The sequence below is a fragment of the Thermocatellispora tengchongensis genome (assembly GCF_014202315.1).
Classification (GTDB): Bacteria; Actinomycetota; Actinomycetes; order Streptosporangiales; family Streptosporangiaceae; genus Thermocatellispora; species Thermocatellispora tengchongensis.
Map to the genome: position 1 here is coordinate 37989 of NZ_JACHGN010000029.1, position 23828 is coordinate 61816.

Sequence of the window (23828 nt, forward strand, 5' to 3'; positions counted from 1 at the left end):
CGTTACCCGCGCGCGATCCGGCGTGCGGCCCGCAGGCGGCGGCGCACCGGGCGGGTCAGGGGCCGGGTCAGCGCCCGCGCCCGGCGCATCAGGCGGAAGCCGAGCCTGCGGCGCAGCCCGGCGATCCTGCGCCGCGCGGCGCGGAGTTTGGAGCGGGTCTTGCGCAGCTCGCGCTCGCGGTGGGTGAGCTTGACCTCCAGCCGGTCGATGCGGGCCTGCGCGGCGGTGAGCGTGTCGCGCAGGCGCTCGCGACCGGCCAGCACCTGCCGGTAGCTCTCCGGGGCGTCGGCCGCCGCGGTGGCGCCGACGCCCAGCGTGGTGCCGATCTCGCGGTCCAGCGCCTTGGCGCGTTCCAGATGCCGCCGGTCGTGCCGGAACCCGCTGATCGCGACCAGGGTCGCGGTCAGCCGGTCGGCGTCCACCGACCACGGCCAGGGGTGGTGGTGGCCGGAGCCGAGCAGGCGCACGGCGAAGCGCCACAGGGTGCGGGTGAGCACGACCTCGGTGGGCAGCGCGTCGGCCAGCGCCCAGCTCGGGTCGATCAGGTCCAGCCGCTCGCCGTCCCACACCAGGTTGTCGGTGGTGGCGAAGGCCAGCTCGCCGGGGACCATGCCGGCGTCGCTCCAGCGCGACAGCCAGCCGGCGAGGTGGCGCAGGCGCTCCCTGATGGCGCGGATGTCGTCGTACGCGCACGCGGTCAGCAGCACCTCGTCGAGCACCCTGCCCTCCGGGATGGGGCCGGAGAGCAGGGCGGGATCACGGTGGACGCGGTCCAGGGCGAACGGGCGCGAGGCCGGCGGCACGTGCCGCACCCACTTCCCCTGCTCGCCGCGGGCGAGCTCCTGCACCAGCGTCCAGGGCGGCGCGCAGACGTCGTCCTCCAGCAGCGCGGCGGGCAGCGCCGGGCCGCCGGTACGGCCGGGGGCCTGCTTGCGGGCCACGGTCACCCACGCGGGGGCGAGCCTGGCGGCGAGCCCGTGCCGGAACGCCTTGCGGGTGAGCTGGACCGGGTCGGCGACGACGGCCCTGCCGTGGTAGCCGCGGGCGCAGGCGGCCACGGTGACCGCGTCGGGCAGGGTCCGTCCGCGGGCCAGCGTCTCGACGGAGAACAGCGCCCGGGGCGCGCCCGCGGCCGGATAGGCGGCGTAGCAGTCGTCCACGAGCAGGCCGTGCGCGTCCAGCTCGGCGGCGAGGGTCTGGTGGCCGTTGGGCCGGGTGTGGTCCAGCCCCCGGGGATGCCAGTCGGCGTCGGTACGCTCGTGCGGCCGGGCCTCCACCAGCGACTCGATGCCCAGGTCGTTGCGGGTGGACAGCAGCAGGGTGCCGCCGGGCGCGACGAGCGCGGCAACCTCGGCCAGGGTCTCGCGCCAGGGCCGGTAGGGCGACTCGGCCGAGTGCACCCGCTCGAACCCGTCCAGGGCGAGCACCACGTCGAACGGGTCGAGCCCGCCCAGCTTGGCGAGCTGCCCGCAGTAGACCGCGAACCCGGCGCGGCCCGCGTGCCGGGCGCCGAGGCGCACGGCGTCGGGATAGGAGCGCACCGCGACCGCGACCGAGCGCGAGCGGGCCACCAGCCAGTCCACGAAGTCCTCGGGGTGCGGGCCGATCAGCAGCACCCGGCCCGGCATGGGCCGCACGCGGCGGATCAGCTCCCGCACGATCTCGCCGCACGCCCACGCCGCCCCGTGGCCGGCGCCTCCCCAGGCCGCCCCGCCGGCGCCGCCCGGTCGCAGCGCGGCCCACTGGCCGCCGTCCTGCGCGCTCTCGGGCGCGTCGGACCACAGGAGCATCTCGCCCCCGACGAGATGCACGTTGGCGGGGCTCGCCGGTATCGACGGGACCTCCGTCGTCCTCACGACGCCTCCTTGATTTTCTCCCAGCCCAGCAGGTTCCTCAGCTCGTCGGGTCCGGCGACGTGGGTGAAGCCGAGCTCGTAGCGGGCTATCTCGCGGGCGGTGCGGCGGTCCACGTCCAGGCCGTGCAGTTCGGGCCACAGCCGCAGGCGCCGCGCGGTGCCGCCGTATTCGGGGCGCTCGCCCTCCAGCTCCATCGGGTCGCCGTAGACGGCGACGTCGCAGCCCACCGAGGCGCCGTAGAAGACGGCGCTGCCCAGGCGGTTGGAGGCGACGCGCCGGTGGCGGCGCAGCTCGACCATCTGGTTGCGCAGGAAGTCCACGCCCTTGGTGTCCCAGCGGGAGCCGCGGTCGCCATGGCAAATCACCCGGAACCCCGCTTTTTCATACCATTTCCGGATCTGGGGGTTCCGGTACTCCAGCCAGTACAGGCACACCGTCACCGGCCCCGGCTCCACGCTCTTGATCTCCTCGACGAGCCGCGCGTGGTCGCCGCGTACCGAGTGCTTCTCCCAGCCGTGGAACGGGTACCAGATCGTGCCCCGCCGCTCGGAGTCGGGCAGGCGGCCCAGGTCGGGCTCCATCGCCAGCAGGTAGGCCCACGGCGAGCCGATCACGTAGTGGCCGCGCCGCCCCATCGACCAGCCGCGCCTGGCCAGCACGTCGGACCAGACGAAGCGCGGGTAGCCGGGCGAGGCCCAGCGGTCGTTGGGCGGAAAGCCGTGCAGGTAGTTCCACCCGTGCTGCACGAACCCCTGGATCCGCGGGACACGCCGCGCGTCCAGGCCGCAGTAGCGGGCGAGTATCCGCGAATGGCCGTACCAGTGGTTGGACTCGTCCATCACACCCCCTCAGCGCCCTCGTCGGCTCTCTTCCGCACAGACCTAACCAGCCGCCGCGTCCGGGCGAGGCGCCCTATACGGTTCCATTACCTTGATCTATTACCTTTGGTGATCGTCTGGATGCGGCACGTAACCTTAGTCCACGCCCCCCGCAATCCCCGGGAGCGCCCGGCCGCGATGCCCATTGTTGGCTACACTCCGCCCATACCTCGATACGAACAGTGAGGGAGCATGGCTCATCTCGATCGCATCCGCGCGGTCTTCCGCAGCTCGCTCAACCTGGCGCCCGACGCCGAGGTCGACGGCCTGGCCTACCGCGCGATCCCGCAGTGGGACTCCCTGGCCCACATGACACTGGTCGCCGCGCTGGAGGACGAGTTCGACATCATGATCGACACCGACGACGTGCTCGATCTCAGCTCCTTCGACAAGGCCGTCGCGCTGCTGGAGAAGCACGGTGTCGTCACCGCGGGCTGAGCGCCCCGGGCCGGGCGGCGACCCCGGCCGGGCGCGCCTCACACTGGTCACGGGGTCGTCGCGGGGCATCGGCCTGGCCGTGGCGCGGGCGCTCGCCGGCCTCGGCGAGTCCGTCGTGGTGCACGGCCGCACCCCCGAGTCCGCCGAGTCGGCCGCGGCCAAGCTCGCCGCCGAGACCGGCGCGCCGGTCCACGCCGTGCACGGCGACGTCGCCGACCCCGCGGCGCTGGCCGCGCTGATGCGCGAGATCCACCACCGGCATCGGCGGCTCGACGGGCTGGTGATCAACGCGGGCCACCACGACGCGGCGATGCTCGGCATGCACGCGAGCGCGGCCGTGGACCGGCTGTTCCAGGTCAACGCGGCGGGCGCGGTGCACACCTTGCAGGCGGCCACCCGGCTGCTGCGCCGCGGCACCGACCCGGCCGTGGTGCTGGTGTCCTCGGTGCTGGCGCGGCGGGGCGCGCCCGGCCAGGCCGCCTACAGCGCGGCCAAGGCCGCGCTGCTCGGCCTGACCGCCGCCGCCGCCAAGGAGCTGGGCCCGGTGGGCATCCGGGTCAACGCGGTCGCGCCCGGCTTCATCCGCACCGACCTGCTGGCCTCGCTGGGCGACGACGGCCGCGAGGAGCGGGTGCGCGCCACCCCGCTGGGCCGCCTCGGCGAGCCCGCCGACGTCGCCGCCGCGGTGGCGTTCCTGCTGTCCGGATCGGCCTCCTTCATCACCGGGCAGGTCCTCGGCGTGGACGGCGGTGTGGTGCTGTGATCCCCTTCCTGCACCCCGGCGCCCGGCTGATCGACGGGCTCACCGGCCGCGAGCTGGCCGGCGACGCGCTGGTGCGCGAGATCCACGCCGCCGCCGAGCGCATGTTCGCGCTGCCGCCGGGCCTGATGCTCAGCGTCATGCCCGCCGACGCCCGCTCGGTGATCCGCTACCTGGCGGCGCTGCTGTCGCGGCGGCCGATCGCGCTGCTCGATCCCGGCATCCGCGGCGAGGCCCTGCTCGACCTGGTCAACCGGTTCACGCCCGCGATCGTGGCGGGCCCGCCGCCCGCCGCCGCCACGCCCGACGGCTACCGCACCGGGAGCGAGACCTACTGGATCCGCGCCGGCGCCCCGCCGCACCATCCCGAGCTGGGGGTGCTGCTCGCCACCTCCGGCTCCACCGGCAACCCCAAGCTGGTACGCCTGTCGCGCCCGGCCGTGGCCGCCAACGCCCGCGCGGTGGCCCAGGCGCTCGGCCTGACCCCCGGCGACCTGTGGCCCACCACGCTCTCGCTGCACTACACCTACGGGCTGACCACGCTCAACGCCCATCTGGCGGCCGGGGGCGGGGTGCTGGTGACCGGCCACTCCCTGCTCGACCGCGAGTTCTGGGAGCTGTCCGACTCCCACGGCGCCACCTCGCTGGCCGCGGTGCCGTACCACTTCGAGATCCTGGCCCGGCTGCGCTTCGACGCCGCCGACCACCCCAAGCTGCGCATGATCACCCAGGCCGGAGGGCGGCTGTCGGAGCAGCGGATCGCCGACTTCGCCCGGCGCATGGCCGTCACCGGCGGCCACCTGGTCAAGATGTACGGCATGACCGAGGCACCGCGCATGTCGGTGCTGGCCCCCGAGCGACTGGCCGACAAGATCGGCTCGGTGGGCACGGCGATCCCCGGCGGCGCGCTGTCGATCGACGACGGCGAGGTGGTCTACGAGGGGCCCAACGTGATGATGGGCTACGCCGAGTGCGGGGCCGACCTGGCGCGCGGCGACGACCTGTGCGGCGTGATCCGCACCGGCGACCTGGGCCACCTCGACGACGACGGCTTCCTCTACCTCGATGGGCGCATCCGGCGCATCGGCAAGGTGTTCGGCGTGCGGGTCAACCTCGACGACGTCGAGCGGATGCTGGCCGGGCGCGGCCTGCCGGTGGCCGTGGTGGGCGGCGACGACCGGCTGGTGGTGTGGGCCGAAGGGCTCGACCGCGCGGGGTGCGCCGAGACGGCCCGCGAGCTGGCCGCGGGGCTGCGCACCCACCCGTCGGGCATCGACGTGCGCGGGATCGGCGCGCTGCCCCTGCTCCCCACCGGCAAGATCGACTACCGCACGCTGGAGAACATGCCATGACCGGCCTGTTCACCCTGACGAGCGCCGAGCGCGAGGCGCGGCTGCTGCCCGAGCTGGCCGCGCTCACCGAGCACCACCGGCGCTCCTGCGCCCCCTACCGGCGCATCCTCGACGCGATCGGGGCCGCGCCGCCGTGGGATCGGGTGGCCGGGCTGCCCTGGCTGCCGGTGCGGCTGTTCAAGACGCACGAGCTGAAGAGCATCCCCGACGCCGAGGTGTTCCGGGTGCTCACCTCCAGCGGCACCAGCGGCGGCGGGCGCAGCCGCATCCACCTCGACCGCGCCGCCGCCGCGGCCCAGCCGCGCATGCTCGCCGCCACGCTGCGCCAGGTGCTCGGCCCCGAGCGGCTGCCGATGCTCATCGTGGACACCCGGTCGGTGGTGACCGACCCGGCGCTCAGCGCGCGCGGCGCGGGCGTGCTCGGCATGATGAACCTCGGCCGCGCCCACACCTTCGCCCTGGACGAGCGCGGCGCGCCCGACCCGGAGGCCGTCAAGGGCTTCCTGGCCGCGCACGGCGGGCGGCCGTTCCTGATCTTCGGCTTCACGTTCATGGCCTGGCTGCACCTGTACGCGCCGGCCCGCGAACACGGCCTGGATCTGTCCAACGGCGTGCTGATCCACTCCGGCGGCTGGAAGAAGCTGGCCGACCGGGCGGTGAACCCGGCCGAGTTCCGCGCGAAGTTCGCCGCCGACACCGGGCTGCGCCGCATCCACGACTTCTACGGCATGGTCGAGCAGATCGGCACGATCTTCCTGGAAGGCCCCGACGGCTGCGGCCTGTACTGCCCCGACTTCGCCGACGTCGTGATCCGCGAGCCCGAGACCTGGCGTGAGGCCCCGGTCGGCACGCCGGGCGTGATCGAGGTGGTGAGCACCCTGCCCACCTCCTATCCGGGGCACGTGCTGCTCACCGAGGACCTCGGGATCGTGCACGGCATCGACGACGGCGCCTGGCCCGGCAAGCGCTTCTCGGTGCTCGGCCGCCTGCCCCGCGCCGAGGCCCGGGGGTGCGGCGACACCTACCAGGAGGCCGCGTGAGCGCGGTGGAGCTGCGGCTGCCGGCCGGAGGGCTCGCGCCGGTCGCCGAGGTGCTGGCGCAGGTCGCCGCGGAGCCGGCGGACGGGCCGCTGACCGTGGGCGACGAGCGGGTGCGCGGGTTCCTGGAGGCCGTGGCCCGCCGGCTGGCCTCCCCCGGCGTGGCGCGCACCCACCCCGAGCTGGTCCCGCTGGGGTTCTTCCTGCGCCGGGCCGAGGTCTCCCGGGCGCTGGAGCGGCTGCACGCCGCGACCGGCGACGCCGCCCTGCGGATGCCGCGCGGGCTGGTGCTGCACATCCCGCCGGCCAACGTGGACACCGTGTTCGTCTACTCGTGGGCGCTGTCGGCGCTGGCCGGCAACCACAACGTCGTACGGTTGTCGCCGCGCGCCGGCGAGGCGGCGCTGACCGTGCTCGACGTGCTGCTCGACGTGCTGGCCGACGCCCACCCGGCGGTGGCCGCCTCGCAGCGGGTGATCTCCTACGACCGCTCCGACGAGGTCACCGCGGCGCTGTCGGCGGCGTGCGACCTGCGGGTGGTGTGGGGCGGCGACGCGGCCGTGCGCGCGATCAGGCGCCATCCGCTCGCCCCGCACGCCCGCGACCTGACCTTCCCCGACCGCTCGTCGTTCGCGGTGATCGGGGCCGCCGCCTGGCTGTCGGCGGTGGAGGAGGCACGCGAGCGGGCGGTCGAGGGCTTCGCCAACGACGCCTACTGGTTCGGCCAGGCGGCCTGCGCCTCGCCGCGTACCGTGTACTGGATCGGGCCGCCCGAGGTGGCGCGGCCGGCGCGCGACGACTTCACCGCCCGGCTGGCCGAGCTGGCCGCGCGGCGCTGGCCGGTGGACGCGGCCATGGCGGTGCACAAGCACGTCGCGGCCTACGGCATGGCCGCCGACGGCGGCGCGGCGCGGGTGGCCTTCCACGGCAACGCGCTGGCGGTGCTCGACCTGGCCGATCCCGCCGCCCCGCCCCGGCACTGGCTGGGCACGGGCACCTTCGCGCACGCCCGCCTCGACGCGCTCGCCGACCTCACCGCCGTGGTGCGGCGCAAGGACCAGACGATGACCCACTTCGGCCTGACGCCCGAGGAGCTGCACGCGCTGGCCCGCGCACTGGCCGGGCGCGGCGTGGACCGCATGGTGCCCTTCGGCGCCGCCCTCGGCTTCAGCGGCGTCTGGGACGGCTACGACCTGCTCCCCGAATTCACCCGCTTGGTAACTATCACCCCATAAGCCATGAACTTCGCATGACTTCATGGTGAGATACCGTCCGGGCGCACTGAGGTGAGGAAGGGCGGAAGGGCGATAAGGCGGCGGGTTGGCGCCGCGCTGCTGGCCGGGGCCATCACGGCCGCCGCGCTGGTCGGCGCGGGCGAGAGCGCGAGCGCGGCACGAAGCGGCACCCAGGCGGCACCGGCAGCGGCACCGAAATCGGCACCGGAAACGGCACTGGAAACGGCGTCGAAAGCGGTGGACTGCGCCAGGGTGAAGTGCATCGCGCTCACCTTCGACGACGGGCCGTCCGCCTCCACCGCCAAGCTGCTGGACACGCTGAAGAGGCACCGGGCCAAGGCCACGTTCTTCCTGGTCGGCAGGCAGGTGGAGAAGCGGCCCGGCGTGGCCCGCCGGATGGCCCGCGAAGGGCACGAGATCGGCAACCACACCTACTCCCACGCCCGGCTGACCGAGCTGAGCGAGCAGGAGATCCTGGCGGAGGTCACCGACGCCCAGCAGGCGATCCGGGCCGCGACCGGACGCGAGCCGGCGCTGATGCGCCCGCCGTTCGGCGCCGTGGACGAGCGGGTCCAGGCGGTGGCCGAGTTCGCCGGTCTGCCGGTCGTGATGTGGACCGGCAGCACCCGCGACTGGGAGCTGAAGGACACCCGGAAGATCGCTGCGAAGGCACTCGGTCTGGCCCGGCGCGACGCGGTGATCCTGATGCACGACATCGTGCCCCAGACCGTCGCCGCGATGCCGAAGATCCTCACTGAGCTGCGCGAACGCGGCTACCACGTGGTCACGGTGTCCTCGGTGCTGCGCGGCCGGGAGCTCGCGCCGGGGCAGCGCTACCCGTGACCTCCGGGATTCCTGTGAAGCTTGGGACGAAATTTACAGCTTGGGGCGGTACGGTATACGGCTCCGAGTAAGTTCCCGAGATTTGCGAGGAGCACCCCCGATGGCTCGCCATCACCGCGCCCGGCTCACCCTCGCCGTGGCGCTCTCATCCGCACTGCTCGGCCTGGCGGCGCCCCCCGCCCAGGCGAGCACCGACCAGGGACCCAAGAAGGAGCCGAAGAAGACCACGAAGATCGACTGCGCGAAGGTGAAGTGCATCGCGCTCACCTTCGACGACGGGCCGGGCAAGTACGCCGACAAGCTGCTGGACACCTTCAAGAAGCACAAGGCCAAGGCCACGTTCTTCCTGGAGGGCCAGTACGTCAAGTCGCGCCCGGCCTTCGCCAAGCGCATGGTGACCGAAGGCCATGAGATCGGCAACCACAGCTACACCCACCCGCACTTCCGCGAGATCAGCGACTACCAGATCCGCGAGGAGCTGGAGTCGACCGCCGAGATCGTGAAGAAGGTCACCGGCAAGAGCCCGACCATGATCCGCCCGCCGTACGGCGAGTTCGACGAGCGGGTCGTGTCGATCGCGACCGAGATGGGCCTGCCGATCGTGCTGTGGAACGGCGGATCGCGCGACTGGGCCACCAAGAACGAGGACGCGATCTACAAGGAAGTGCTGCGCAGCGCCAAGCGCGACGGCGTGATCCTGATGCACGACTGGGTGCAGCAGACCGTCACCGTGATGCCCAGGCTGCTCACCGCCCTGGAGAAGCAGGGCTACCACATGGTGACGGTCACCGACCTGCTGCGCGACGGCCGCAAGCTGGAGCCGGGCGAGATCTACCCCGACCCCGACGTGCAGCCGAGCGAGCTGGAGTCGCCCGCGGTGTGACCCGGGGTCACTCCCACTCGATGGTGCCCGGCGGCTTGCTGGTCACATCGAGCACCACCCGGTTGATCTCGCGCACCTCGTTGGTGATCCGGGTGGAGATCCGCGAGAGCACGTCGTAGGGCACCCGCGCCCAGTCGGCGGTCATGGCGTCCTCCGAGGTGACGGGCCGGAGCACGACCGGATGGCCGTAGGTCCGCCCGTCGCCCTGGACGCCGACCGAGCGCACGTCCGCGAGGAGCACCACCGGGCACTGCCAGATGTCACGGTCGAGCCCGGCACGGGACAGCTCCTCGCGGGCGATGGCGTCGGCCTCGCGCAGGATCTCCAGGCGCTCACGGGTGACCGCGCCGATGATCCGGATGCCCAGCCCCGGGCCGGGGAACGGCTGCCGCCACACCATCGCCGCGGGCAGGCCCAGCTCCTCGCCCGCCCGGCGCACCTCGTCCTTGAACAGGGTGCGCAGCGGCTCGACCAGCTCGAAGGCCAGGTCGTCGGGGAGCCCGCCCACGTTGTGGTGGGACTTGATGTTGGCGGTGCCCGTGCCGCCGCCCGACTCGACCACGTCGGGGTAGAGCGTGCCCTGCACCAGGAAGTCGACCGCGCCGTCGGCGCCGGCCAGGATCGCGCGCTGCTCGTCCTCGAAGACCCGGATGAACTCCCGGCCGATGATCTTGCGCTTCTCCTCCGGCTCGGTGACCCCCTCAAGCGCCTTGAGGAACTGGTCGGAGGCGTCCACCACCCGCAGGTTCACCCCGGTGGCGGCCACGAAGTCGCGCTCGACCTGCTCGGCCTCGCCCTTGCGCAGCAGCCCGTGATCGACGAACACGCAGGTCAGCCGGTCGCCGATGGCCCGCTGCACGATCGCCGCGGCGACCGCGGAATCGACGCCGCCCGACAGCGCGCAGATCGCCCGCCCCTCGGGCCCGATCTGCTTGCGCACCGCCTCGACCGCGTCCTCGACGATGTTCAGCATGGTCCACGTGGGCCGGCAGCCCGCGGCGTCGAGGAAGTGCTTCATCACGGCCTGGCCGTGCTCGGAGTGCAGCACCTCGGGGTGGAACTGCACGCCGTACAGCCCCTTGCCGGGGTGCTCGAACGCCGCGACCGGGGTCTCGGCCGTGGCCGCGGTGACCGCGAACCCCTCGGGCGCGGCGGCCACGGCGTCGCCATGGGACATCCACACCCGCTGCGCGGCCGGCAGCCCGGCGAACAACACGCCCTCGGACAGCACGTTGAGGTCGGTGCCGCCGAACTCGGCCACGCCGGTGCGCGCCACCTGGCCGCCGAGCGCCTGGGCCATGGCCTGGAACCCGTAGCAGATGCCGAAGGTCGGCACCCCGGTCTGGAACAGCCCGACCGGCACCGAGGGCGCGTCGTCGGCGTACACCGACGACGGCCCGCCGGAGAGGATGATCGCCTTCGGCTTCTTGGCCAGCATCTCCTCCACCGGCATCGACCACGGCACGATCTCGGAGTAGACGTGGCATTCGCGCACGCGGCGCGCGATGAGCTGCGCGTACTGCGCGCCGAAGTCGACGACGAGAACGGTGTCGAAATCCGACACGTGATCGGACACGCGCATAACCCCCAGAAGCCGGACCAGCGGAAAGACCAGTCTATCCGCCCTCGGGGCGTGCACAGGTGGAGCCGCCGATTGGCAGATCTCGCCGATGACGTGCGGCGGCCCGGGTCTTCTACCGTGCTGTCATGAGACCTCCCGACCTGCTGATCCGCAACGCGGCCCTGCGAGGGCGCGCGGGCAGGTGGACGCTGGCCGCGACCGCGGGCCACCTCACGCTGATCGCGCGGGACGACCCCGCCCTGCCGGACGCCGCGACGACCATCGACGCCGACGGCGCGCTGGTCACCGAGCCGTTCGTGGACGCGCACCTGCACCTGTGCAAGGTGCGCACCCTGGACGCCGCGGGCCCGGCGGCGCTCGCCCACTACACCGGCGACGGGATGGGCGCGGCCATGGCCGCGATCGAGGGCGCGGCGGCGGTCAAGCGGGACCAGACCACCGAGGACGTGCTCGCCCGCGCCCGCCCCGTGCTGCGCGAGTCCGTACGCCACGGCGTGCGCGCCGTCCAGGCGTTCGCCGACGTCGATCCCAAGGCCGACCTGACCGGCGTGGACGCCCTGCTCACCCTGCGCGAGGAGTTCCACGGCCTGGTGGAGATCGCGGTGGTGGCCTTCCCGCAGGACGGCCTGCTGCGCGAGCCCGGCACCGAGGAGCTGCTGGTGGAGGCGATCCGGCGGGGCGCGGACGTGGTGGGCGGCATCCCGTGGATCGAGTGGACCGACGCCGACGCCGCCGAGCACGTCAACCGGGTGACCGATCTGGCGCTGGAACACGGGCTGCGGGTGGCGATGCTGGTGGACGACGCGGGCGACCCCGGGCTGCGTACGACGGAGATGCTGGCCCAGGCGCTGCTGGACCGGCGGATGGCCGGTCGCGGCAGCGCGCAGCACGCCCGCGCGATGGCGCTGTACCCCGAGCCGTACCTGCGCCGCCTCACCGGCCTGTGCCGCGCGGCCGGGCTGGGGTTCGTCACCGACCCGCACACCGGGCCGCTGCACCTGCCCGCGCTCACCCTGGCCGCGGCCGGGGTGCCGGTGGCGCTGGGCCAGGACGACATCGAGGACGCCTACTACCCCTTCGGGCGGCACAACCTGCTGGAGGTCGCGTTCCTGGCCGCGCACCTGCTCGGCGCGCGGACGGACCCCGACCTGGAGCGCCTGTACGACATGGTGACGGTGGACGCCGCCCGGGTGATCGGCCGGCCCGCCGCCCGCCTGGAGCCCGGGGCGCCCGCCGACCTGGTGGTCCTGGACGGCCGCACCGTCCGCGAGGCGCTGACCCGGCACGCCCCGCCCCGGCACGTGATCGTCGGGGGCAGGGTCGTCGCGAGCACCACCACGACCACCGAGTTCTCCGGCATTCCGGCCGTAAAGTCATGAACCCATAAAGTCATGAGCATGGAGCAACTGGAGACGCTGCCCGAGGACTGGACCCGCGCGCTCGCCATCGCGGCCCACCCCGACGATCTGGAGTACGGCGCGGCCGGGGCCATCGCCCGGTGGACCGACGCCGGCAAGGACGTGCGCTACCTGCTGGTGACCCGGGGTGAGGCGGGCATCGACGGCATCCCACCGCACGAGTGCGGCCCGCTGCGCGAGGCCGAGCAGCGGGCGGGCGCGGCCGAGGTCGGCGTGTCGGTGGTGGAGTTCCTGGACCACCGCGACGGCGTGATCGAGTACGGCCTGCCGCTCCGCCGCGACCTGGCCGCCGCGATCCGCCGCCACCGGCCGGAGATGATCATCACCGGGAACCACCGCGACACCTGGGGCGGCGGCGGGTGGAACAGCCCCGACCACCGCAACGTCGGCCGTGCCGTGCTCGACGCGGTGGGCGACGCCGGCAACCGGTGGATCTTCCCCGACCTGGAGCCCGCCGAGCCGTGGCAGGGCGTCAAGTACGTCGCCGTCGCGGGCTCGCCCGAACCGACCCACGCCGTGGACATCTCGGCCACGCTGGACCGCGCCGTGGCCTCGCTGGAGGCGCACCGGGCCTACCTCGACGGGCTCGGCGACCACCCGATGGCCGCCGCCCGCGAGTTCCTGGAGTGGCTGGCCGACCTGACCGCCCCCCGCTACGGCGACCGCCGCGCGGCGGCGTTCGAGCTGTTCCCGATGTAGCGCGGGGTCAGGAGCGCGGGGTCATTCGGCGGCGGCGAGGGTGTCCAGGATCTCCTGACCGTACTTGTTCAGCTTGTTCTCGCCGACCCCGCTCACGCCGGACAGCTCGGCCAGGGAGGAGGGCGCGCGCAGCGCGATCTCGCGCAGGGTCGCGTCGTGGAAGACGACGTACGCCGGCACGCCCTGCTCCTTGGCCGTGGCCGCGCGCCAGGCCCGCAGCCGCTCGAAGACCGCCGCGGCCTCGGGCGGCAGCTCGACCGCCGCGCCCTTGGCGGCCTTGCCGCCGCGCCCGCCCTTGTCGGGCGCCTTGCCGGGCAGCAGCACGGCGGCGGGCTTGGCGGGCTCGCGGCGCATCGGCACCTGCCGGCGCTGCCGCAGCACCTCCTGACTCGCCTCAATCAGCGCCAGCGTGCCGTAGTCGCCCTCGACGGCCAGCAGCCCCTGCGCCAGCAACTGGCGCACCACGCCGCGCCACTCGCCCTCGCTCAGCTCGGTGCCGATGCCGAACGTCTTCAGCGACTCGTGCCGGTTCTGCGCGATCTTGGGGGTCTGGCGGCCGAGCAGGATGTCGATGACGTGCCCGGCGCCGAAGCTCTGGTTGCGCTCGCGCTTGAGCCGCCACACCGTGGACAGCAGCTTCTGCGCGGCGACGGTGCCGTCCCACGTCTCCGGCGGGTCGAGGCAGGTGTCGCAGTTGCCGCAGGGCTCGGCCTGCTGGCCGAAGTACGCCAGCAGCCGCACCCGGCGGCACTCGACGGTCTCGCACAGCGCCAGCATCGCGTCGAGGTGGGCCGCGAGCCTGCGCCGGTGCGCGTCGTCGCCCTCGGAGGTGTCGATCAGCTTGCGCTGCTGCACGACGTCCTGCAGCCCGTAGGCCAGCCACGCGGTGGACGGCATGCCGTCGCGGCCCGCCCGCCCGGTCTCCTGGTAGTAGCCCTCGACCGACTTGGGCAGGTCGAGGTGGGCCACGAAGCGCACGTCGGGCTTGTCGATGCCCATGCCGAACGCGATCGTGGCCACCATCACCAGGCCGTCCTCGCGCAGGAAGCGCGCCTGGTTGGCGGCGCGGGTGCGCGCGTCGAGGCCGGCGTGGTAGGGCAGGGCCTGGATGCCGTTCTCGGTGAGGAAGGTGGCGATCTTCTCCACCGAGGAGCGCGACAGGCAGTAGACGATGCCCGACTCGCCCGCGTGCTCGGTGCGCAGCAGCTTGAGCAACTGCCGCCTGGGCTCGGCCTTGGGCACGATGCGGTACTGGATGTTGGGCCGGTCGAAGCTGGCCACGAAGTGGCGGGCCTGCTCCAGCTTCAGCCGCTGCGCGATCTCCTGGTGCGTGGCCGGGGTGGCGGTCGCGGTCAGCGCGATGCGCGGCACGTCGGGCCAGCGCTCGTGCAGCGCCGACAGCGCGAGGTAGTCGGGCCGGAAGTCGTGCCCCCACTGCGCCACGCAGTGGGCCTCGTCGATGGCGAACAGCGAGACCTCGGCCCGGTCGAGGAGCTGCGCGGTGGCGGGCACCTTCAGCCGCTCGGGCGCGAGGTAGAGCAGGTCGAGCTCGCCCGCCAGGAACTCGGCCTCGACCAGGCGCCGCTCCTCGAAGTCCTGGGTGGAGTTCAGGAACCCGGCGCGTACGCCCTGCGCGCGCAGCGCGTCGACCTGGTCCTGCATCAGCGCGATCAGCGGCGAGATCACCACGCCGGTGCCCTTACGGACCAGGGCCGGGATCTGGTAGCACAGCGACTTGCCGCCGCCGGTGGGCATCAGCACCAGGGCGTCGCCGCCCGCGACCACGTGGTCGATGATCTCCTGCTGCTGTCCCCGGAACGAGTCGTAGCCGAACACCCGGCGCAGGACGTCGGCGGCGTCGCCGTACTCGTGCCGCCGCGGCCTGGCCCCCGGCGCGGGCAGCGCGTCGTCGAACCCCTCCTCGAACCCGCCGCCCGGCTCGAAGTGGGGCTCGAAGTGCGGCTCGTCGTCGTAGGGCTCGAACGGAAACGGCGGGAGCTCGTCCGCCTCGGGGCCGTACCCGGGGCCGTTCTCGGGGAAAGCCATTCCGTAAGTTTACGGGGGTTACCCTTGCCGGATGACCGTGTTGATCGACCCGCCGAACTGGCCCGGCCCGCGCGGCCTGATGTGGTCGCACCTGGTCAGCGACGCCTCCCTGGCCGAGCTGCACGACTTCGCCGCCCTCCTCGGCGTCCCGCCCCGGGCCTTCGACCGCGACCACTACGACGTGCCCGAGACCGTCCACGCGCGGGCCATCGCCCTGGGCGCCGAGCCGGTCACCTCCCGCGAGCTGGTCCGCCGCCTGACCGCGGCCGGCCTGCGCGCCCGCAAGCGCCCCCTCGTACGCGCGGCGGAGCGATCAGTGCGGCACGATCGATAACGGAGGCACTGCCACACATCCGGCGAGGGTGATGCCACGTGAGCGGCCAGGGGACGGGGCGGAACGCGCGCAAGGGCATGCGGGCGCGATTAGGCGGGGCCCTGCGCCCGACCGAGAACAACAAGTACGTCCTGGCGCTCATCGCGGCCGTGACCGGCGTCATCTCCGCCGTGGCCGCGATCGTGCTGGCCCCGGGCGGGCAGCCCGCACCGCCGCCCGCGGGCGACACCGCCCCGCCGGTCGTGATCACGGGCGACGGCGCGGCCGACGGCGCGGTGAGCGGTGAGTGGATCGCCGCCGCCGACGCGGTGTGCGCCCGCGCCGAGCGGAAGATCGCCACGGCCTGGGCGCCGACGAAGGACCTGCCCAAGACCCTCCCGTCCGGCCTCGGCGACCGCCCGTCCGACGAGTTGTACCGCTACCTGGAGATCAGCGCCGGGGCGTTCCAGGGCGTGGCGGCGGCCGCCAACGCCGCCGCGAACGAACTGGCCGCCACTCCCCCGCCCGCCGCGGCCCGCGCCCAGCTCAACGCCTCGATCGACAGGCTCAACGCCGGCAGCAACAAGATCCAGGCCCTGGGCGTCGCCCTGGAGAACGCCCGCGACGCCGACCCGGCGACGATGTTGCTCCTGCTGCCCCGGCTGCAGGAGGCCGAGGGGGTCATCGCCGAGCTGAAGACCGCCTTCCAGTCGCTCGCCGTCCTCGGCCCCCGCGCCTGCGCGACCGTGATCGAGTGACCGGCCGGGCCGCCCTCAGAAGGGCGACCGGGGGGCGGGCGGGGGCTTCGGGGGTCGCGGCAGCCCGGTCCCGGCCGGCAGGAGGTGCTCGCACGCCCGCACCGCCGCGCCGTACTTCTCCGACAGCACGTCCACCCGCTCTCCGCCTAGGGTGAGGTTGACCGGCCCCTCCTTCGAGACGGTGACCTGGGGGAAGCGGGGCAGGCCGTGCGCGCGCATGCAGACCGTGAACGCCTTCCCCCCGTCCCCGCCGTCCGCCGCGCCGTGCACGCCGGCCGGGGCCGCGACACCGCCCACCGCCGCCGCGAGCGCTCCCACCAGGACCAGCCGCCTGATCGTCGATCCGAACATCGTCCGTTTCCCTTCCTCGGTCCGGTGGCACCAGGAGAGCCCGGCCGCGGTTACCGGGCCGGAACGGCCGCGCTTACCGCGCTGTAACCCCCGGCGGGGCATGCTGGCGGGACCATGAGAGTGCTGATCGCCGAAGACCACGAGGAGCTGGCCCGCACGGTGGCCGCCGGGCTGCGCCGCGAGGGCATGGCCGTGGACGTCGTGCTCGACGGCGAGGCCGCGATCGACCGCGCCTCGGCCAACCGGTACGACGTGATCGTGCTGGACCGCGACCTGCCCGGCGTGCACGGCGACGACGTGTGCCGGGCCCTGGTCGGGGCCGGCGACCCGGCGCGGGTGCTGATGCTCACCGCCGCCGCGACGATCGACGACAAGGTGACCGGCCTGGGCGTGGGCGCGGACGACTACCTGGCCAAGCCGTTCGCCTTCGCCGAGCTGGTCGCGCGGGTCCGGGCGCTGGCCCGGCGGGCGCAGCCGGCCCTGCCGCCGGTGCTCGTCCACGGTGACCTGCGCCTCGACCCGGCGGCCCGGACCGTCACCAGGGCCGGGCGGCGGCTCGCGCTGAGCCCCAAGGAGTTCGCGGTGCTGGAGCTGCTGCTGGCCGCCGGGGGCGCGGTGGTGTCGGCCGAGCAGTTGCTGGAACGGGCGTGGGACGAGTTCGCCGACCCGTTCACCCAGACCGTGAAGGTGACGGTCAGCAGGCTGCGCCGCAAGCTGGGCGACCCGCCGCTGATCGAGACCGTGCCGCAGGCCGGCTATCGGATATGAGCCGGCGCCGGACCGTACGCCTGCGGCTGACCCTGCTCTACACCGGCCTGTTCCTGACCGCCGGGGTGGTGCTGGTCGCCCTGATCTACCTGCTGGTGGAGCACTCCCCCTTCCCCGGCCCGCCGCCCGCCCCCGCGCCGCCGGGCGGGGCGAGGCTGCCCCTCCCTCCGCTCCCGTTCGAGGAGCGGCAGGCCGAGACGCTGCGCCGGCTGCTGGTCAACTCGCTGATCGCGCTCGTGGTGATGGCCGTGGCGGCGGTGGCGCTGGGCTGGTACACGGCCGGGCGGGTGCTGCGGCCCCTGGGCGAGATGACGGCCACCGTACGCCGGATCACCGCCGACCGGCTGGACCGGCGGCTGGCCGCGACGGGCCCGGACGACGAGCTGAAGGAGCTGGCCGACACCTTCGACGAGCTGCTGGACCGGCTGGAGGGGGCCTTCACCGCGCAGCGGCGCTTCGTCGCCAACGCCTCGCACGAGCTGCGCACCCCGCTGACGCTGCAACAGGCGATGGCCGAGGTCGCCCTTGCCGACCCGGACGCCGACGCCGCGTCGCTGCGCGCGGTGCTCGAACGGGTGCTGGCCGCGGGAAGGCACCAGGAGCGGCTGATCGAGGCCCTGCTCACCCTGGCGCGCAGCCAGCAGGGCCTGCACCGGCGCGACCCGCTCGACCTGGCCGAGGTCGCCGCGCAGACCCTGGAGGGGCGCGACGCAGGCGGCGTGCGGATCGAGACGGACCTGCGCCCGGCACCGGCGTCCGGCGACTCCGCGCTGCTCGACCGCCTGGCGGCGAACCTGGTGGACAACGCCCTGCGCTACAACGTGCCCGGCGGCTGGATCAGGGTGACGACCGGCGTCCACGACGGCCGCGCGGCGCTGACCGTGGCCAACAGCGGCCCGCCGATCCCGCCCGAGCGGGTGCCCGACCTGCTGCAGCCCTTCCGGCGGCTGGACAGCGGCCGGAAGGCCACCGGCGACGGCCTGGGGCTGGGCCTGTCGATCGTGGCCGCCATCGCCGAGGCGCACCACGGCCGCCTGGACGCCCGCGCCCTGCCCGAAGGCGGCCTGCGCGTGACCGTCACCCTGCCGCCCCCGTGAGCGCGGCCAGCTCGGCGGCCAGGTTGCGCCGCGCGGCCTCCTCCCACCGCTCCCGCGCCGCCGGGGTGCGGTAGAGCGCGGGCGCGGCCAGCAGCCGCCGCAGCACCGCCGCCCGTCCCTCGCGGAACAGCTCGCCGGGCACGTGCCGGTACTCCTCCCGTACGGCCCGCGCGTACGCGCCGTACGCCTCCGCGTCGCCGGCGAGCACCGACAGGTCGGCGTCGCACAGCACCTCGCCGTCGGCGTCACCGGGCTCCGGGTCGTGCGAGGCGGTCAGCCGGACCAGGCGCGCCACCTCCGCCACCCGCCCCGCCGGCACCCCGCACCGGGGCAGCCTGGCCTGCGCGAGCTGCGCGCTGCGCTCCTCGTCCCACCCCGGCCGCCCGTCGTACACGGCGTCGTGGAACCAGGCGGCCAGCCGCACCGCCACCGGGTCGGCGGCGTGCCGCTCCAGCTCCGCCACCCCGCCGAGCACCGCCCGCAGATGACCCAGCGTGTGATACCGCCGATGCGGCTCCGCCCACCGCGCCACCAGCTCCGCCCCCAGCGCCCGCCCGGCCGCCGACTCCCCCACCAGCGCATCCCACTCCACCGCGTCCCCCATCTCGGCCGTCCGCCCCACCCCGGCATTCAAGCCGATCGGCCCCACCGGGAGAAGCGCTAACGGGAGAAGCGCCGCCGGGAGAAGCGCTGCCGGATGATGCCCGCGTGCCCGAGACACGCTGCGACCGCTGTGACCTCCCCATGGGCCTGGGCTGCTCCTGCTCCGGCCCGGCCGCTTTCGCCCCGCACGAGATCCTGATCTCCCCGAACCGCTACGCGCACCTGCCGGAAGGGTGCGACCACACCGCCGCTCCCGACGTGATGGCGAGTGAGTGGGGGCGCGTTCCCCGCCCCCCGGCCTGGACTGTGGACGTCCATCGGGCCGGGGAATCCCGTGCGGGCCGAGGCCGGGAACCTGAACAGGGTCGCCGAACGGCGATGCGCTGACTGCGCCGGGAGGTTCCCCGGCGCGACCTGAGGCGGCGTGCCGGAGGCGCCGCCGGGGCGGGGCCACGTCGCCGGGGCGAGGCCACGTCGCCGGGGCGAGGCCACGTCGCCGGGGCGAGGCCAGGTCGCCGGGGCGGGGCCAGGTCGCCGGGGCGGGGCCAGGTCGCCGGGGCGGGGCCAGGTCGCCGGGGCGGGGCCAGGTCGCCGGGGCGGGGCCGGGTCGCCGGGGCGGGGTCGCTACCCCGTCGGTGCGGATTCGGCCGCATGCCGGGAGTACCTGGGGTAGGTGTTGGACATGCCTCCACGATTACCGCACATCGGCCCGGAGAACAGGCTCGATCCGACGCTCGGCGAGGGGGCCGGATGACGGCCGAACGCATCCGGAGCGGACTGATCGCCTTCGCCTGCGGCGACGCGCTGGGCGTGCCCTGGGAGGGCCGGGTGGCCTCGCAGATCGACGCGGCGGCGCTCGACACCCTTCCCCGGCGCGGCGACTGGCCACGGGGAGCCACCTCCGACGACACCGAGCAACTGGTCATGCTGGCCGAGAACCTGATCGGCAGCGGGGGCGCGGGCGACCCGCGCGCCTTCCTCACCCGCCTGGCCGAGGCGATGCCCACCATGCGCGGCATCGGCCCGACCACGCTGCGGGCGATCGCCCGCTTCACCCAGGACGGCTCCCTGCACGCCACCAAGGGCGCGTCCAACGGCGCGATCATGCGGGTGCTCCCCATCGGCTGGGCCACCCCCGCCGACGCGGCCGGCCGCCGCCGCGCCCTGGTCGACTCGCTGATCCGCACCACCCACGGCGCGCCCACCGCGCTGGCGGCGGCGTGCGCGGTGGCCGCCATGGGCTCGTACGCCCTGGAGGGACGCTCGATCGACGAGCTGATCGCGGTGGCGATGGAGGAGATCGAGCCGTTCCGGCTGGGGGAATCCAAGATCATCGATCGGGCGGCGCGGGGCGAGTGGGAGCCCGGCGAGCTGGGGGTGTCGATCGACGCGATGGACACCCTGGCGGCGGTGGTGCAGGTCATCCGGCGCGAGGAGGACCCGGCGGCGGCCATGCGCCGCGCGGTCCTCCTGGGCGGCGACACCGACACCGTGGCCGCGATCACCGGCGGCGTCCTCGGCTGCCGCCACGACACGATCGACATCCCCTGGGCCGGCCGCGCCGAACTCCCCGCCGGTCTCGACGCCCTCGCCCACGGCCTGCACGCCCTGCGGGCCTGACCGTCAGTCCAGGCCCCAGTCCTGCCTCGCGGCCCACTCCCGCAGAGTCGTGGTCCCGGTCCCCAGCACCGCCGGGTCCGGCGCCACGGCCGGCGGGGGTGCCGCGTAGGCCGCCGCGACGCCCGCGGCGAACTCCGGCCCGGTGTACGGGATGAGCATCCGCTCGTACTCGGCCGGCTCGACGCGCCGCCACCGCACGTCCCGTCCCAGCACCGCGGCGAGCTCCGCCGCGACCCGGTCTCCGGTCAGCGCCTCGGGCCCGGCGATGATCCGCAGCGCGGGCGGGGCGGGATCGGTGAGGAACCCGGCGATGGCGGCGGCGAGGTCGTCCACCGCGACCCACGGCACCGGCAGGTCCGCGGGCAGCGGGTAGGCGACCTCCCCCGCCGCGACCAGCGGCGCCGACCAGGGCGCGGCCAGGTTCTCCAGGTAAGTGAACGCGGGCGCCACCACGGTGGCGACCTCGACGACCCGCGGCAGTTCCGCGGCCAGCAGCGTACGGGCGTCCACGGCGGGCACCCCGACCGGTTCGGAGGCCGTCATGCCGTTGGTGTTGAACACCGCCCGCCGCACCCCGCTGCCCTTCAGGGCGGCGATGACCGCCTCGGCCTGCGGCACGGCCGTCTCGGCGGCGAAGACCATCGGAAGCTGTACGACCACCGCGTCGGCCGCGGCGTACGCCTCCTGGAGGGAGCCGGGCCGGGACAGATCGGCGAAGACCGGTTCGGCGCCGGGGGGCAGCCCCGGGGCCGAGGTGTTCCGGACGGCGGCCCGCACGTGGTGGCCGGCCGCGAGAAGACGCTGGACGACGGGACGGCCCTGGGTACCGGTCGCCCCGTGCACGACGACTGTGAGTCTTTGCATGTCACGGACATTAGTTCCCGTAGTGAAGTAGTACCCAGAACCGCATATGGTTTCCCTATGGGAAGCAATGGGACCGACATCGCCGCCCGCCTGGCCGACGCCTCCCGCCCCGGCTGCGGCATCGAGCGCACCCTCAAGGTCCTCGACGGCAAATGGACGACCTTGATCATCCGCGAGCTGCTGACCGGGCCCAAGCGCTTCGGCGAGCTGCGCACCGCCTTGGGCGATCCCAGCGCCAAGACCCTCACCGATCGTCTGCGGAGTCTGGAGCACCAGCAGATCCTCACCCGCACCGTGTACGCGGAGGTCCCGCCCCGGGTCGTCTACGAGCTCACCGAGCAGGGCCACAGCCTCGGCGACATCCTGTACGCCATGCTGGTGTGGGGCGAGACCCACCCCCTCGAAGACGCCTAGACGCGAAGGCGCCGGGAGACGCCTAGAGGATCGCGTCGAGCAGGCCCAGGGGCGGCGAGCCGAGGTCGAGCAGGGCCTTGTGGAAGCGTTGGAGGGTGAAGCCGGCGCCCCACTGCCGCCTGGCGCGGTCGCGCAGCGCCATGATGACGAGCTTGCCCCACGTGTAGCGGCCGTACGTGGGGTCGTAGGTGGCCCTGGCGGCCTCGGCCATGGCGGCGGGGCCGGCGAGGTGGGTGTCGGCGGCGAAGCGGCGGGCGCCCTCCTCCACGGTCATGGCGCCGGTGTGCACGCCGATCGCGCAGGCAAGGCGGGTGACCCGGACCAGGGCCTCCAGCCAGACGCCGATCTCGAAGCGGGGGTCGCCCGCCTCGAAGCCCTCCTCCACGCACACCTCCTCGGCGTAGTGGGCCCAGCCCTCGATGAAGGCGCTGCCCTGGAGGATGCGGCGGACGTCGCCGGGGGCGCGGCGCAGGGCGCGGGCGTGGGAGAAGTGGCCGGGGGCCACCTCGTGCACGGTGATGCCGGGCAGGGTGGTGGCGCTGAAGACCTCCAGCCACTCCTCGATGTCGCGCTGCGGCCAGGACGGGTCGGGCGGGGTGATGTGGTACCACGACGGGCCCTCGGGCTCGCCGGGCGCGGCCCAGCTCATCATGGCCATCGCCCAGCGCCGCGACTCGGGCGCCAGGCCGACCAGGCACTCGCCGTCGTGGTACGGGACCAGGTCGCGCTCGCGGGTGAAGGCGATGGCCTTCTCGGTCCAGAACCTGGCCGCGTCGATCACGCCGTCGATCCCGGGGTGGTCCCGGACCAGCTCGCGGGCGACGTCCAGCGGGGGGCGGCCGGGCTCGCCGTAGCGGGCGCAGGCGGCGGTCAGGCGCTCCATCAGGCGGTCGCGCTCGGCGTCGGCCTGCTCGGCCAGGCGGCCGAGGTCCACGGGGAGGCCGTCGGTCGCGGCCAGCAGCGCGGCGAGCCCGTCGGCGCCGATCGAGGCGTCGGGGTCGCCGTCGGCGGCGGCCTTCTCGACGTGGGTCACCAGGGCGGCGTGCGCCTTGAGCGCGGCCTCGTCCGCGATGCCGGCGGCCAGGCCGCGTACCGCGCCCAGCAGCGCCGTCGCCACGGGGGCGCTCAGGTTGTCCAGGGACTTCAGGGAGGCGTGGATCGCGTCCGGCCACTGCGCCAGATGGGCCCGGCGGGCCGCGGCGCGCTCGGCCTCGGGGGCGTAGTCGCGGTCGTAGCAGGCCAGGTCGAGGTTGCCCAGGTGGTCCAGCAGGTTGCCGCGGTGCAGTTCCAGCTCTCCCAGGCGTACGCGCAGCGCCTGCTCGAAGATGCGCAGGTGGGCGGCGTCGTGGGGGTCGGCCGGGGCCGGGCCGTGGCCCAGGGCCGCCAGCCCGGCGCGCACGCCCTCGGGGGAGAGGTCCTGCACCCGCCCGTCGTACTCGTGCCGGCCCGCCGCCTCGCGTACATCGGCCATCATCAGGTCGCACACCGCCCGCAGGCGCGCGTCGAGATCGCTCATCCCCGGAACGCTATCCCCACGGCCCGCCGCTTGTCATCGGCCCTCATCGGCCCTCATCGGCCCTCATCGGCCGCCGGGGGCGACCGGCCGATCATGAACCGGTTTACTGATCGCAAAGTGATTGACGTAGGAGGTCAACCTGATCCCGGGGCCGTGCGTCAGGTGTAGGCACCATTCAGCACGGGCATGTACGGGCACGGAGGTCGATCAAGGGTGATCCGACGAGAGGTTCCCGCCGAGCGGGAAGCGCATCGAGCGCTCGACAAAGTACGACGGCAGGGGCCCGAGGCGGCCAGGGAGGAGACACTCCGGGTGCAGGCGGAGCTGGTCCGGCTGTACGGCTGGGAGGGGTACCAGACGCTGATGGCGCAGATGGAGTCGGATCTGGCCCGGCTCAGCGAACACCGGTCATACTAGGGGTGACGCCGAAGCGTCGCCGCCGGATGGTTACCAGGTCGTGCCCCCGTAGGTTCTCGGTCAGGTGGCCGTTGTCACCG

General features: G+C 74.1%; 25 protein-coding genes. 16 read left to right on the forward strand and 9 right to left on the reverse strand.

What is annotated here, in order from left to right; translation table 11 throughout:
* Nucleotides 1-2: 2 nt before the first annotated feature.
* Both HNP84_RS44635 and HNP84_RS44640 read right to left on the reverse strand, forming a co-directional pair.
* Nucleotides 3-1856, reverse strand: a complete 1854-nt coding sequence (locus HNP84_RS44635) for a class I SAM-dependent methyltransferase (RefSeq protein ID WP_185056178.1) — start codon at nt 1854-1856, stop codon at nt 3-5.
* Nucleotides 1853-2695: a hypothetical protein gene (locus HNP84_RS44640; RefSeq protein ID WP_185056179.1), complete on the reverse strand. Its 843-nt coding sequence runs from the start codon at nt 2693-2695 to the stop codon at nt 1853-1855. The genes HNP84_RS44635 and HNP84_RS44640 overlap by 4 nt, the downstream gene beginning before the upstream one ends.
* Nucleotides 2696-2926: 231 nt before the next feature.
* Between HNP84_RS44640 and HNP84_RS44645 the strand changes: the two genes are divergently transcribed.
* From HNP84_RS44645 to HNP84_RS44665, 5 genes are read left to right on the forward strand one after another with little or no spacing between them, the layout of a single operon-like run.
* Nucleotides 2927-3172 (forward strand): acyl carrier protein, encoded by a 246-nt coding sequence (locus tag HNP84_RS44645; RefSeq protein WP_185056180.1) that lies wholly within the window; start codon nt 2927-2929, stop codon nt 3170-3172.
* Complete coding sequence (locus HNP84_RS44650; RefSeq protein WP_312927107.1) at nt 3153-3935, forward strand: SDR family NAD(P)-dependent oxidoreductase; 783 nt, start codon at nt 3153-3155, stop codon at nt 3933-3935. The genes HNP84_RS44645 and HNP84_RS44650 overlap by 20 nt, the downstream gene beginning before the upstream one ends.
* Nucleotides 3932-5284 carry an AMP-binding protein gene (locus HNP84_RS44655; RefSeq protein ID WP_185056181.1) on the forward strand — a complete coding sequence of 451 codons (1353 nt, stop codon included), beginning with the start codon at nt 3932-3934 and terminating at the stop codon, nt 5282-5284. Before HNP84_RS44650 ends, HNP84_RS44655 begins: the two co-directional genes overlap by 4 nt.
* Nucleotides 5281-6324, forward strand: coding sequence for a LuxE/PaaK family acyltransferase (locus HNP84_RS44660; RefSeq protein WP_185056182.1), 1044 nt, complete (start codon nt 5281-5283; stop codon nt 6322-6324). Before HNP84_RS44655 ends, HNP84_RS44660 begins: the two co-directional genes overlap by 4 nt.
* Nucleotides 6321-7556, forward strand: a complete 1236-nt coding sequence (locus tag HNP84_RS44665; RefSeq protein ID WP_312927109.1) for an acyl-CoA reductase — start codon at nt 6321-6323, stop codon at nt 7554-7556. The genes HNP84_RS44660 and HNP84_RS44665 overlap by 4 nt, the downstream gene beginning before the upstream one ends.
* Before the next feature lie 20 nt (nt 7557-7576).
* Here HNP84_RS44665 and HNP84_RS44670 read toward each other — a convergent pair whose 3' ends face one another.
* A complete protein-coding gene (locus tag HNP84_RS44670; RefSeq protein ID WP_185056183.1) occupies nt 7577-7819 on the reverse strand; it encodes a hypothetical protein in 243 nt (80 codons plus the stop codon).
* Between HNP84_RS44670 and HNP84_RS44675 the strand changes: the two genes are divergently transcribed.
* Complete coding sequence (locus tag HNP84_RS44675; protein ID WP_185056184.1) at nt 7809-8399, forward strand: polysaccharide deacetylase family protein; 591 nt, start codon at nt 7809-7811, stop codon at nt 8397-8399. The two genes, HNP84_RS44670 and HNP84_RS44675, sit on opposite strands and share 11 nt — an antisense overlap.
* A 100-nt stretch (nt 8400-8499) precedes the next feature.
* A complete protein-coding gene (locus HNP84_RS44680) occupies nt 8500-9282 on the forward strand; it encodes a polysaccharide deacetylase family protein (RefSeq protein WP_185056185.1) in 783 nt (260 codons plus the stop codon).
* A gap of 7 nt (nt 9283-9289) precedes the next feature.
* On the opposite strand, the gene guaA is transcribed toward HNP84_RS44680, so the two are convergent.
* Complete coding sequence (gene guaA / locus HNP84_RS44685; protein ID WP_185056186.1) at nt 9290-10864, reverse strand: glutamine-hydrolyzing GMP synthase; 1575 nt, start codon at nt 10862-10864, stop codon at nt 9290-9292.
* A 125-nt stretch (nt 10865-10989) separates the two neighbouring features.
* Between guaA and HNP84_RS44690 the strand changes: the two genes are divergently transcribed.
* Nucleotides 10990-12243: an amidohydrolase family protein gene (locus HNP84_RS44690; RefSeq protein WP_185056187.1), complete on the forward strand. Its 1254-nt coding sequence runs from the start codon at nt 10990-10992 to the stop codon at nt 12241-12243.
* 18 nt (nt 12244-12261) lie between these two features.
* Entirely contained in the window at nt 12262-12981 is a 720-nt protein-coding gene (locus HNP84_RS44695; RefSeq protein ID WP_185056188.1) for a PIG-L deacetylase family protein, read from the forward strand.
* A 21-nt stretch (nt 12982-13002) separates the two neighbouring features.
* Here the strand turns inward: HNP84_RS44695 and recQ are convergent, their stop codons facing one another.
* Complete coding sequence (gene recQ / locus HNP84_RS44700) at nt 13003-15027, reverse strand: DNA helicase RecQ (RefSeq protein ID WP_246519446.1); 2025 nt, start codon at nt 15025-15027, stop codon at nt 13003-13005.
* A 31-nt stretch (nt 15028-15058) separates the two neighbouring features.
* Here recQ and HNP84_RS44705 point away from each other — a divergent pair, with 31 nt between their 5' ends.
* Nucleotides 15059-15361: a DUF4031 domain-containing protein gene (locus HNP84_RS44705; RefSeq protein WP_185056189.1), complete on the forward strand. Its 303-nt coding sequence runs from the start codon at nt 15059-15061 to the stop codon at nt 15359-15361.
* 38 nt (nt 15362-15399) lie between these two features.
* Complete coding sequence (locus tag HNP84_RS44710; RefSeq protein WP_185056190.1) at nt 15400-16098, forward strand: hypothetical protein; 699 nt, start codon at nt 15400-15402, stop codon at nt 16096-16098.
* A gap of 15 nt (nt 16099-16113) precedes the next feature.
* On the opposite strand, the gene HNP84_RS44715 is transcribed toward HNP84_RS44710, so the two are convergent.
* Nucleotides 16114-16449 (reverse strand): hypothetical protein, encoded by a 336-nt coding sequence (locus tag HNP84_RS44715; RefSeq protein WP_185056191.1) that lies wholly within the window; start codon nt 16447-16449, stop codon nt 16114-16116.
* 114 nt (nt 16450-16563) lie between these two features.
* Here HNP84_RS44715 and HNP84_RS44720 point away from each other — a divergent pair, with 114 nt between their 5' ends.
* Nucleotides 16564-17217: a response regulator transcription factor gene (locus HNP84_RS44720; RefSeq protein WP_185056192.1), complete on the forward strand. Its 654-nt coding sequence runs from the start codon at nt 16564-16566 to the stop codon at nt 17215-17217.
* Entirely contained in the window at nt 17214-18314 is a 1101-nt protein-coding gene (locus tag HNP84_RS44725) for a sensor histidine kinase (RefSeq protein ID WP_185056193.1), read from the forward strand. Before HNP84_RS44720 ends, HNP84_RS44725 begins: the two co-directional genes overlap by 4 nt.
* Here HNP84_RS44725 and HNP84_RS44730 read toward each other — a convergent pair.
* Nucleotides 18295-18936 carry an HD domain-containing protein gene (locus HNP84_RS44730; protein WP_376772040.1) on the reverse strand — a complete coding sequence of 214 codons (642 nt, stop codon included), beginning with the start codon at nt 18934-18936 and terminating at the stop codon, nt 18295-18297. The two genes, HNP84_RS44725 and HNP84_RS44730, sit on opposite strands and share 20 nt — an antisense overlap.
* A 731-nt stretch (nt 18937-19667) precedes the next feature.
* Between HNP84_RS44730 and HNP84_RS44735 the strand changes: the two genes are divergently transcribed.
* A complete protein-coding gene (locus HNP84_RS44735; protein WP_185056194.1) occupies nt 19668-20537 on the forward strand; it encodes an ADP-ribosylglycohydrolase family protein in 870 nt (289 codons plus the stop codon).
* 3 nt (nt 20538-20540) lie between these two features.
* Here HNP84_RS44735 and HNP84_RS44740 read toward each other — a convergent pair whose 3' ends face one another.
* A complete protein-coding gene (locus HNP84_RS44740; protein WP_185056195.1) occupies nt 20541-21401 on the reverse strand; it encodes an NmrA family NAD(P)-binding protein in 861 nt (286 codons plus the stop codon).
* A 57-nt stretch (nt 21402-21458) separates the two neighbouring features.
* Between HNP84_RS44740 and HNP84_RS44745 the strand changes: the two genes are divergently transcribed.
* Entirely contained in the window at nt 21459-21815 is a 357-nt protein-coding gene (locus HNP84_RS44745; protein ID WP_185056196.1) for a winged helix-turn-helix transcriptional regulator, read from the forward strand.
* A gap of 22 nt (nt 21816-21837) precedes the next feature.
* Here the strand turns inward: HNP84_RS44745 and HNP84_RS44750 are convergent, their stop codons facing one another.
* A complete protein-coding gene (locus HNP84_RS44750; protein ID WP_185056197.1) occupies nt 21838-23331 on the reverse strand; it encodes a DUF885 family protein in 1494 nt (497 codons plus the stop codon).
* A gap of 213 nt (nt 23332-23544) precedes the next feature.
* Between HNP84_RS44750 and HNP84_RS44755 the strand changes: the two genes are divergently transcribed.
* A complete protein-coding gene (locus HNP84_RS44755) occupies nt 23545-23748 on the forward strand; it encodes a hypothetical protein (RefSeq protein ID WP_185056198.1) in 204 nt (67 codons plus the stop codon).
* Nucleotides 23749-23828: the final 80 nt, after the last annotated feature.

What these genes read in the sequence shown, in the direction of transcription:
- guaA (WP_185056186.1), bottom strand. Translation starts at nt 10,864, where the DNA reads ATGCGCGTGTCCGATCACGTGTCGGATTTCGACACCGTTCTCGTCGTC.
- HNP84_RS44720 (WP_185056192.1), top strand. Translation starts at nt 16,564, where the DNA reads ATGAGAGTGCTGATCGCCGAAGACCACGAGGAGCTGGCCCGCACGGTG.
- HNP84_RS44740 (WP_185056195.1), bottom strand. Translation starts at nt 21,401, where the DNA reads ATGCAAAGACTCACAGTCGTCGTGCACGGGGCGACCGGTACCCAGGGC.
- HNP84_RS44680 (WP_185056185.1), top strand. Translation starts at nt 8,500, where the DNA reads ATGGCTCGCCATCACCGCGCCCGGCTCACCCTCGCCGTGGCGCTCTCA.
- recQ (WP_246519446.1), bottom strand. Translation starts at nt 15,027, where the DNA reads ATGGCTTTCCCCGAGAACGGCCCCGGGTACGGCCCCGAGGCGGACGAG.
- HNP84_RS44660 (WP_185056182.1), top strand. Translation starts at nt 5,281, where the DNA reads ATGACCGGCCTGTTCACCCTGACGAGCGCCGAGCGCGAGGCGCGGCTG.
- HNP84_RS44640 (WP_185056179.1), bottom strand. Translation starts at nt 2,695, where the DNA reads ATGGACGAGTCCAACCACTGGTACGGCCATTCGCGGATACTCGCCCGC.
- HNP84_RS44715 (WP_185056191.1), bottom strand. Translation starts at nt 16,449, where the DNA reads ATGTTCGGATCGACGATCAGGCGGCTGGTCCTGGTGGGAGCGCTCGCG.
- HNP84_RS44645 (WP_185056180.1), top strand. Translation starts at nt 2,927, where the DNA reads ATGGCTCATCTCGATCGCATCCGCGCGGTCTTCCGCAGCTCGCTCAAC.
- HNP84_RS44670 (WP_185056183.1), bottom strand. Translation starts at nt 7,819, where the DNA reads ATGCACTTCACCCTGGCGCAGTCCACCGCTTTCGACGCCGTTTCCAGT.
- HNP84_RS44690 (WP_185056187.1), top strand. Translation starts at nt 10,990, where the DNA reads ATGAGACCTCCCGACCTGCTGATCCGCAACGCGGCCCTGCGAGGGCGC.
- HNP84_RS44735 (WP_185056194.1), top strand. Translation starts at nt 19,668, where the DNA reads ATGACGGCCGAACGCATCCGGAGCGGACTGATCGCCTTCGCCTGCGGC.
- HNP84_RS44705 (WP_185056189.1), top strand. Translation starts at nt 15,059, where the DNA reads ATGACCGTGTTGATCGACCCGCCGAACTGGCCCGGCCCGCGCGGCCTG.
- HNP84_RS44695 (WP_185056188.1), top strand. Translation starts at nt 12,262, where the DNA reads ATGGAGCAACTGGAGACGCTGCCCGAGGACTGGACCCGCGCGCTCGCC.
- HNP84_RS44750 (WP_185056197.1), bottom strand. Translation starts at nt 23,331, where the DNA reads ATGAGCGATCTCGACGCGCGCCTGCGGGCGGTGTGCGACCTGATGATG.
- HNP84_RS44725 (WP_185056193.1), top strand. Translation starts at nt 17,214, where the DNA reads ATGAGCCGGCGCCGGACCGTACGCCTGCGGCTGACCCTGCTCTACACC.
- HNP84_RS44745 (WP_185056196.1), top strand. Translation starts at nt 21,459, where the DNA reads ATGGGAAGCAATGGGACCGACATCGCCGCCCGCCTGGCCGACGCCTCC.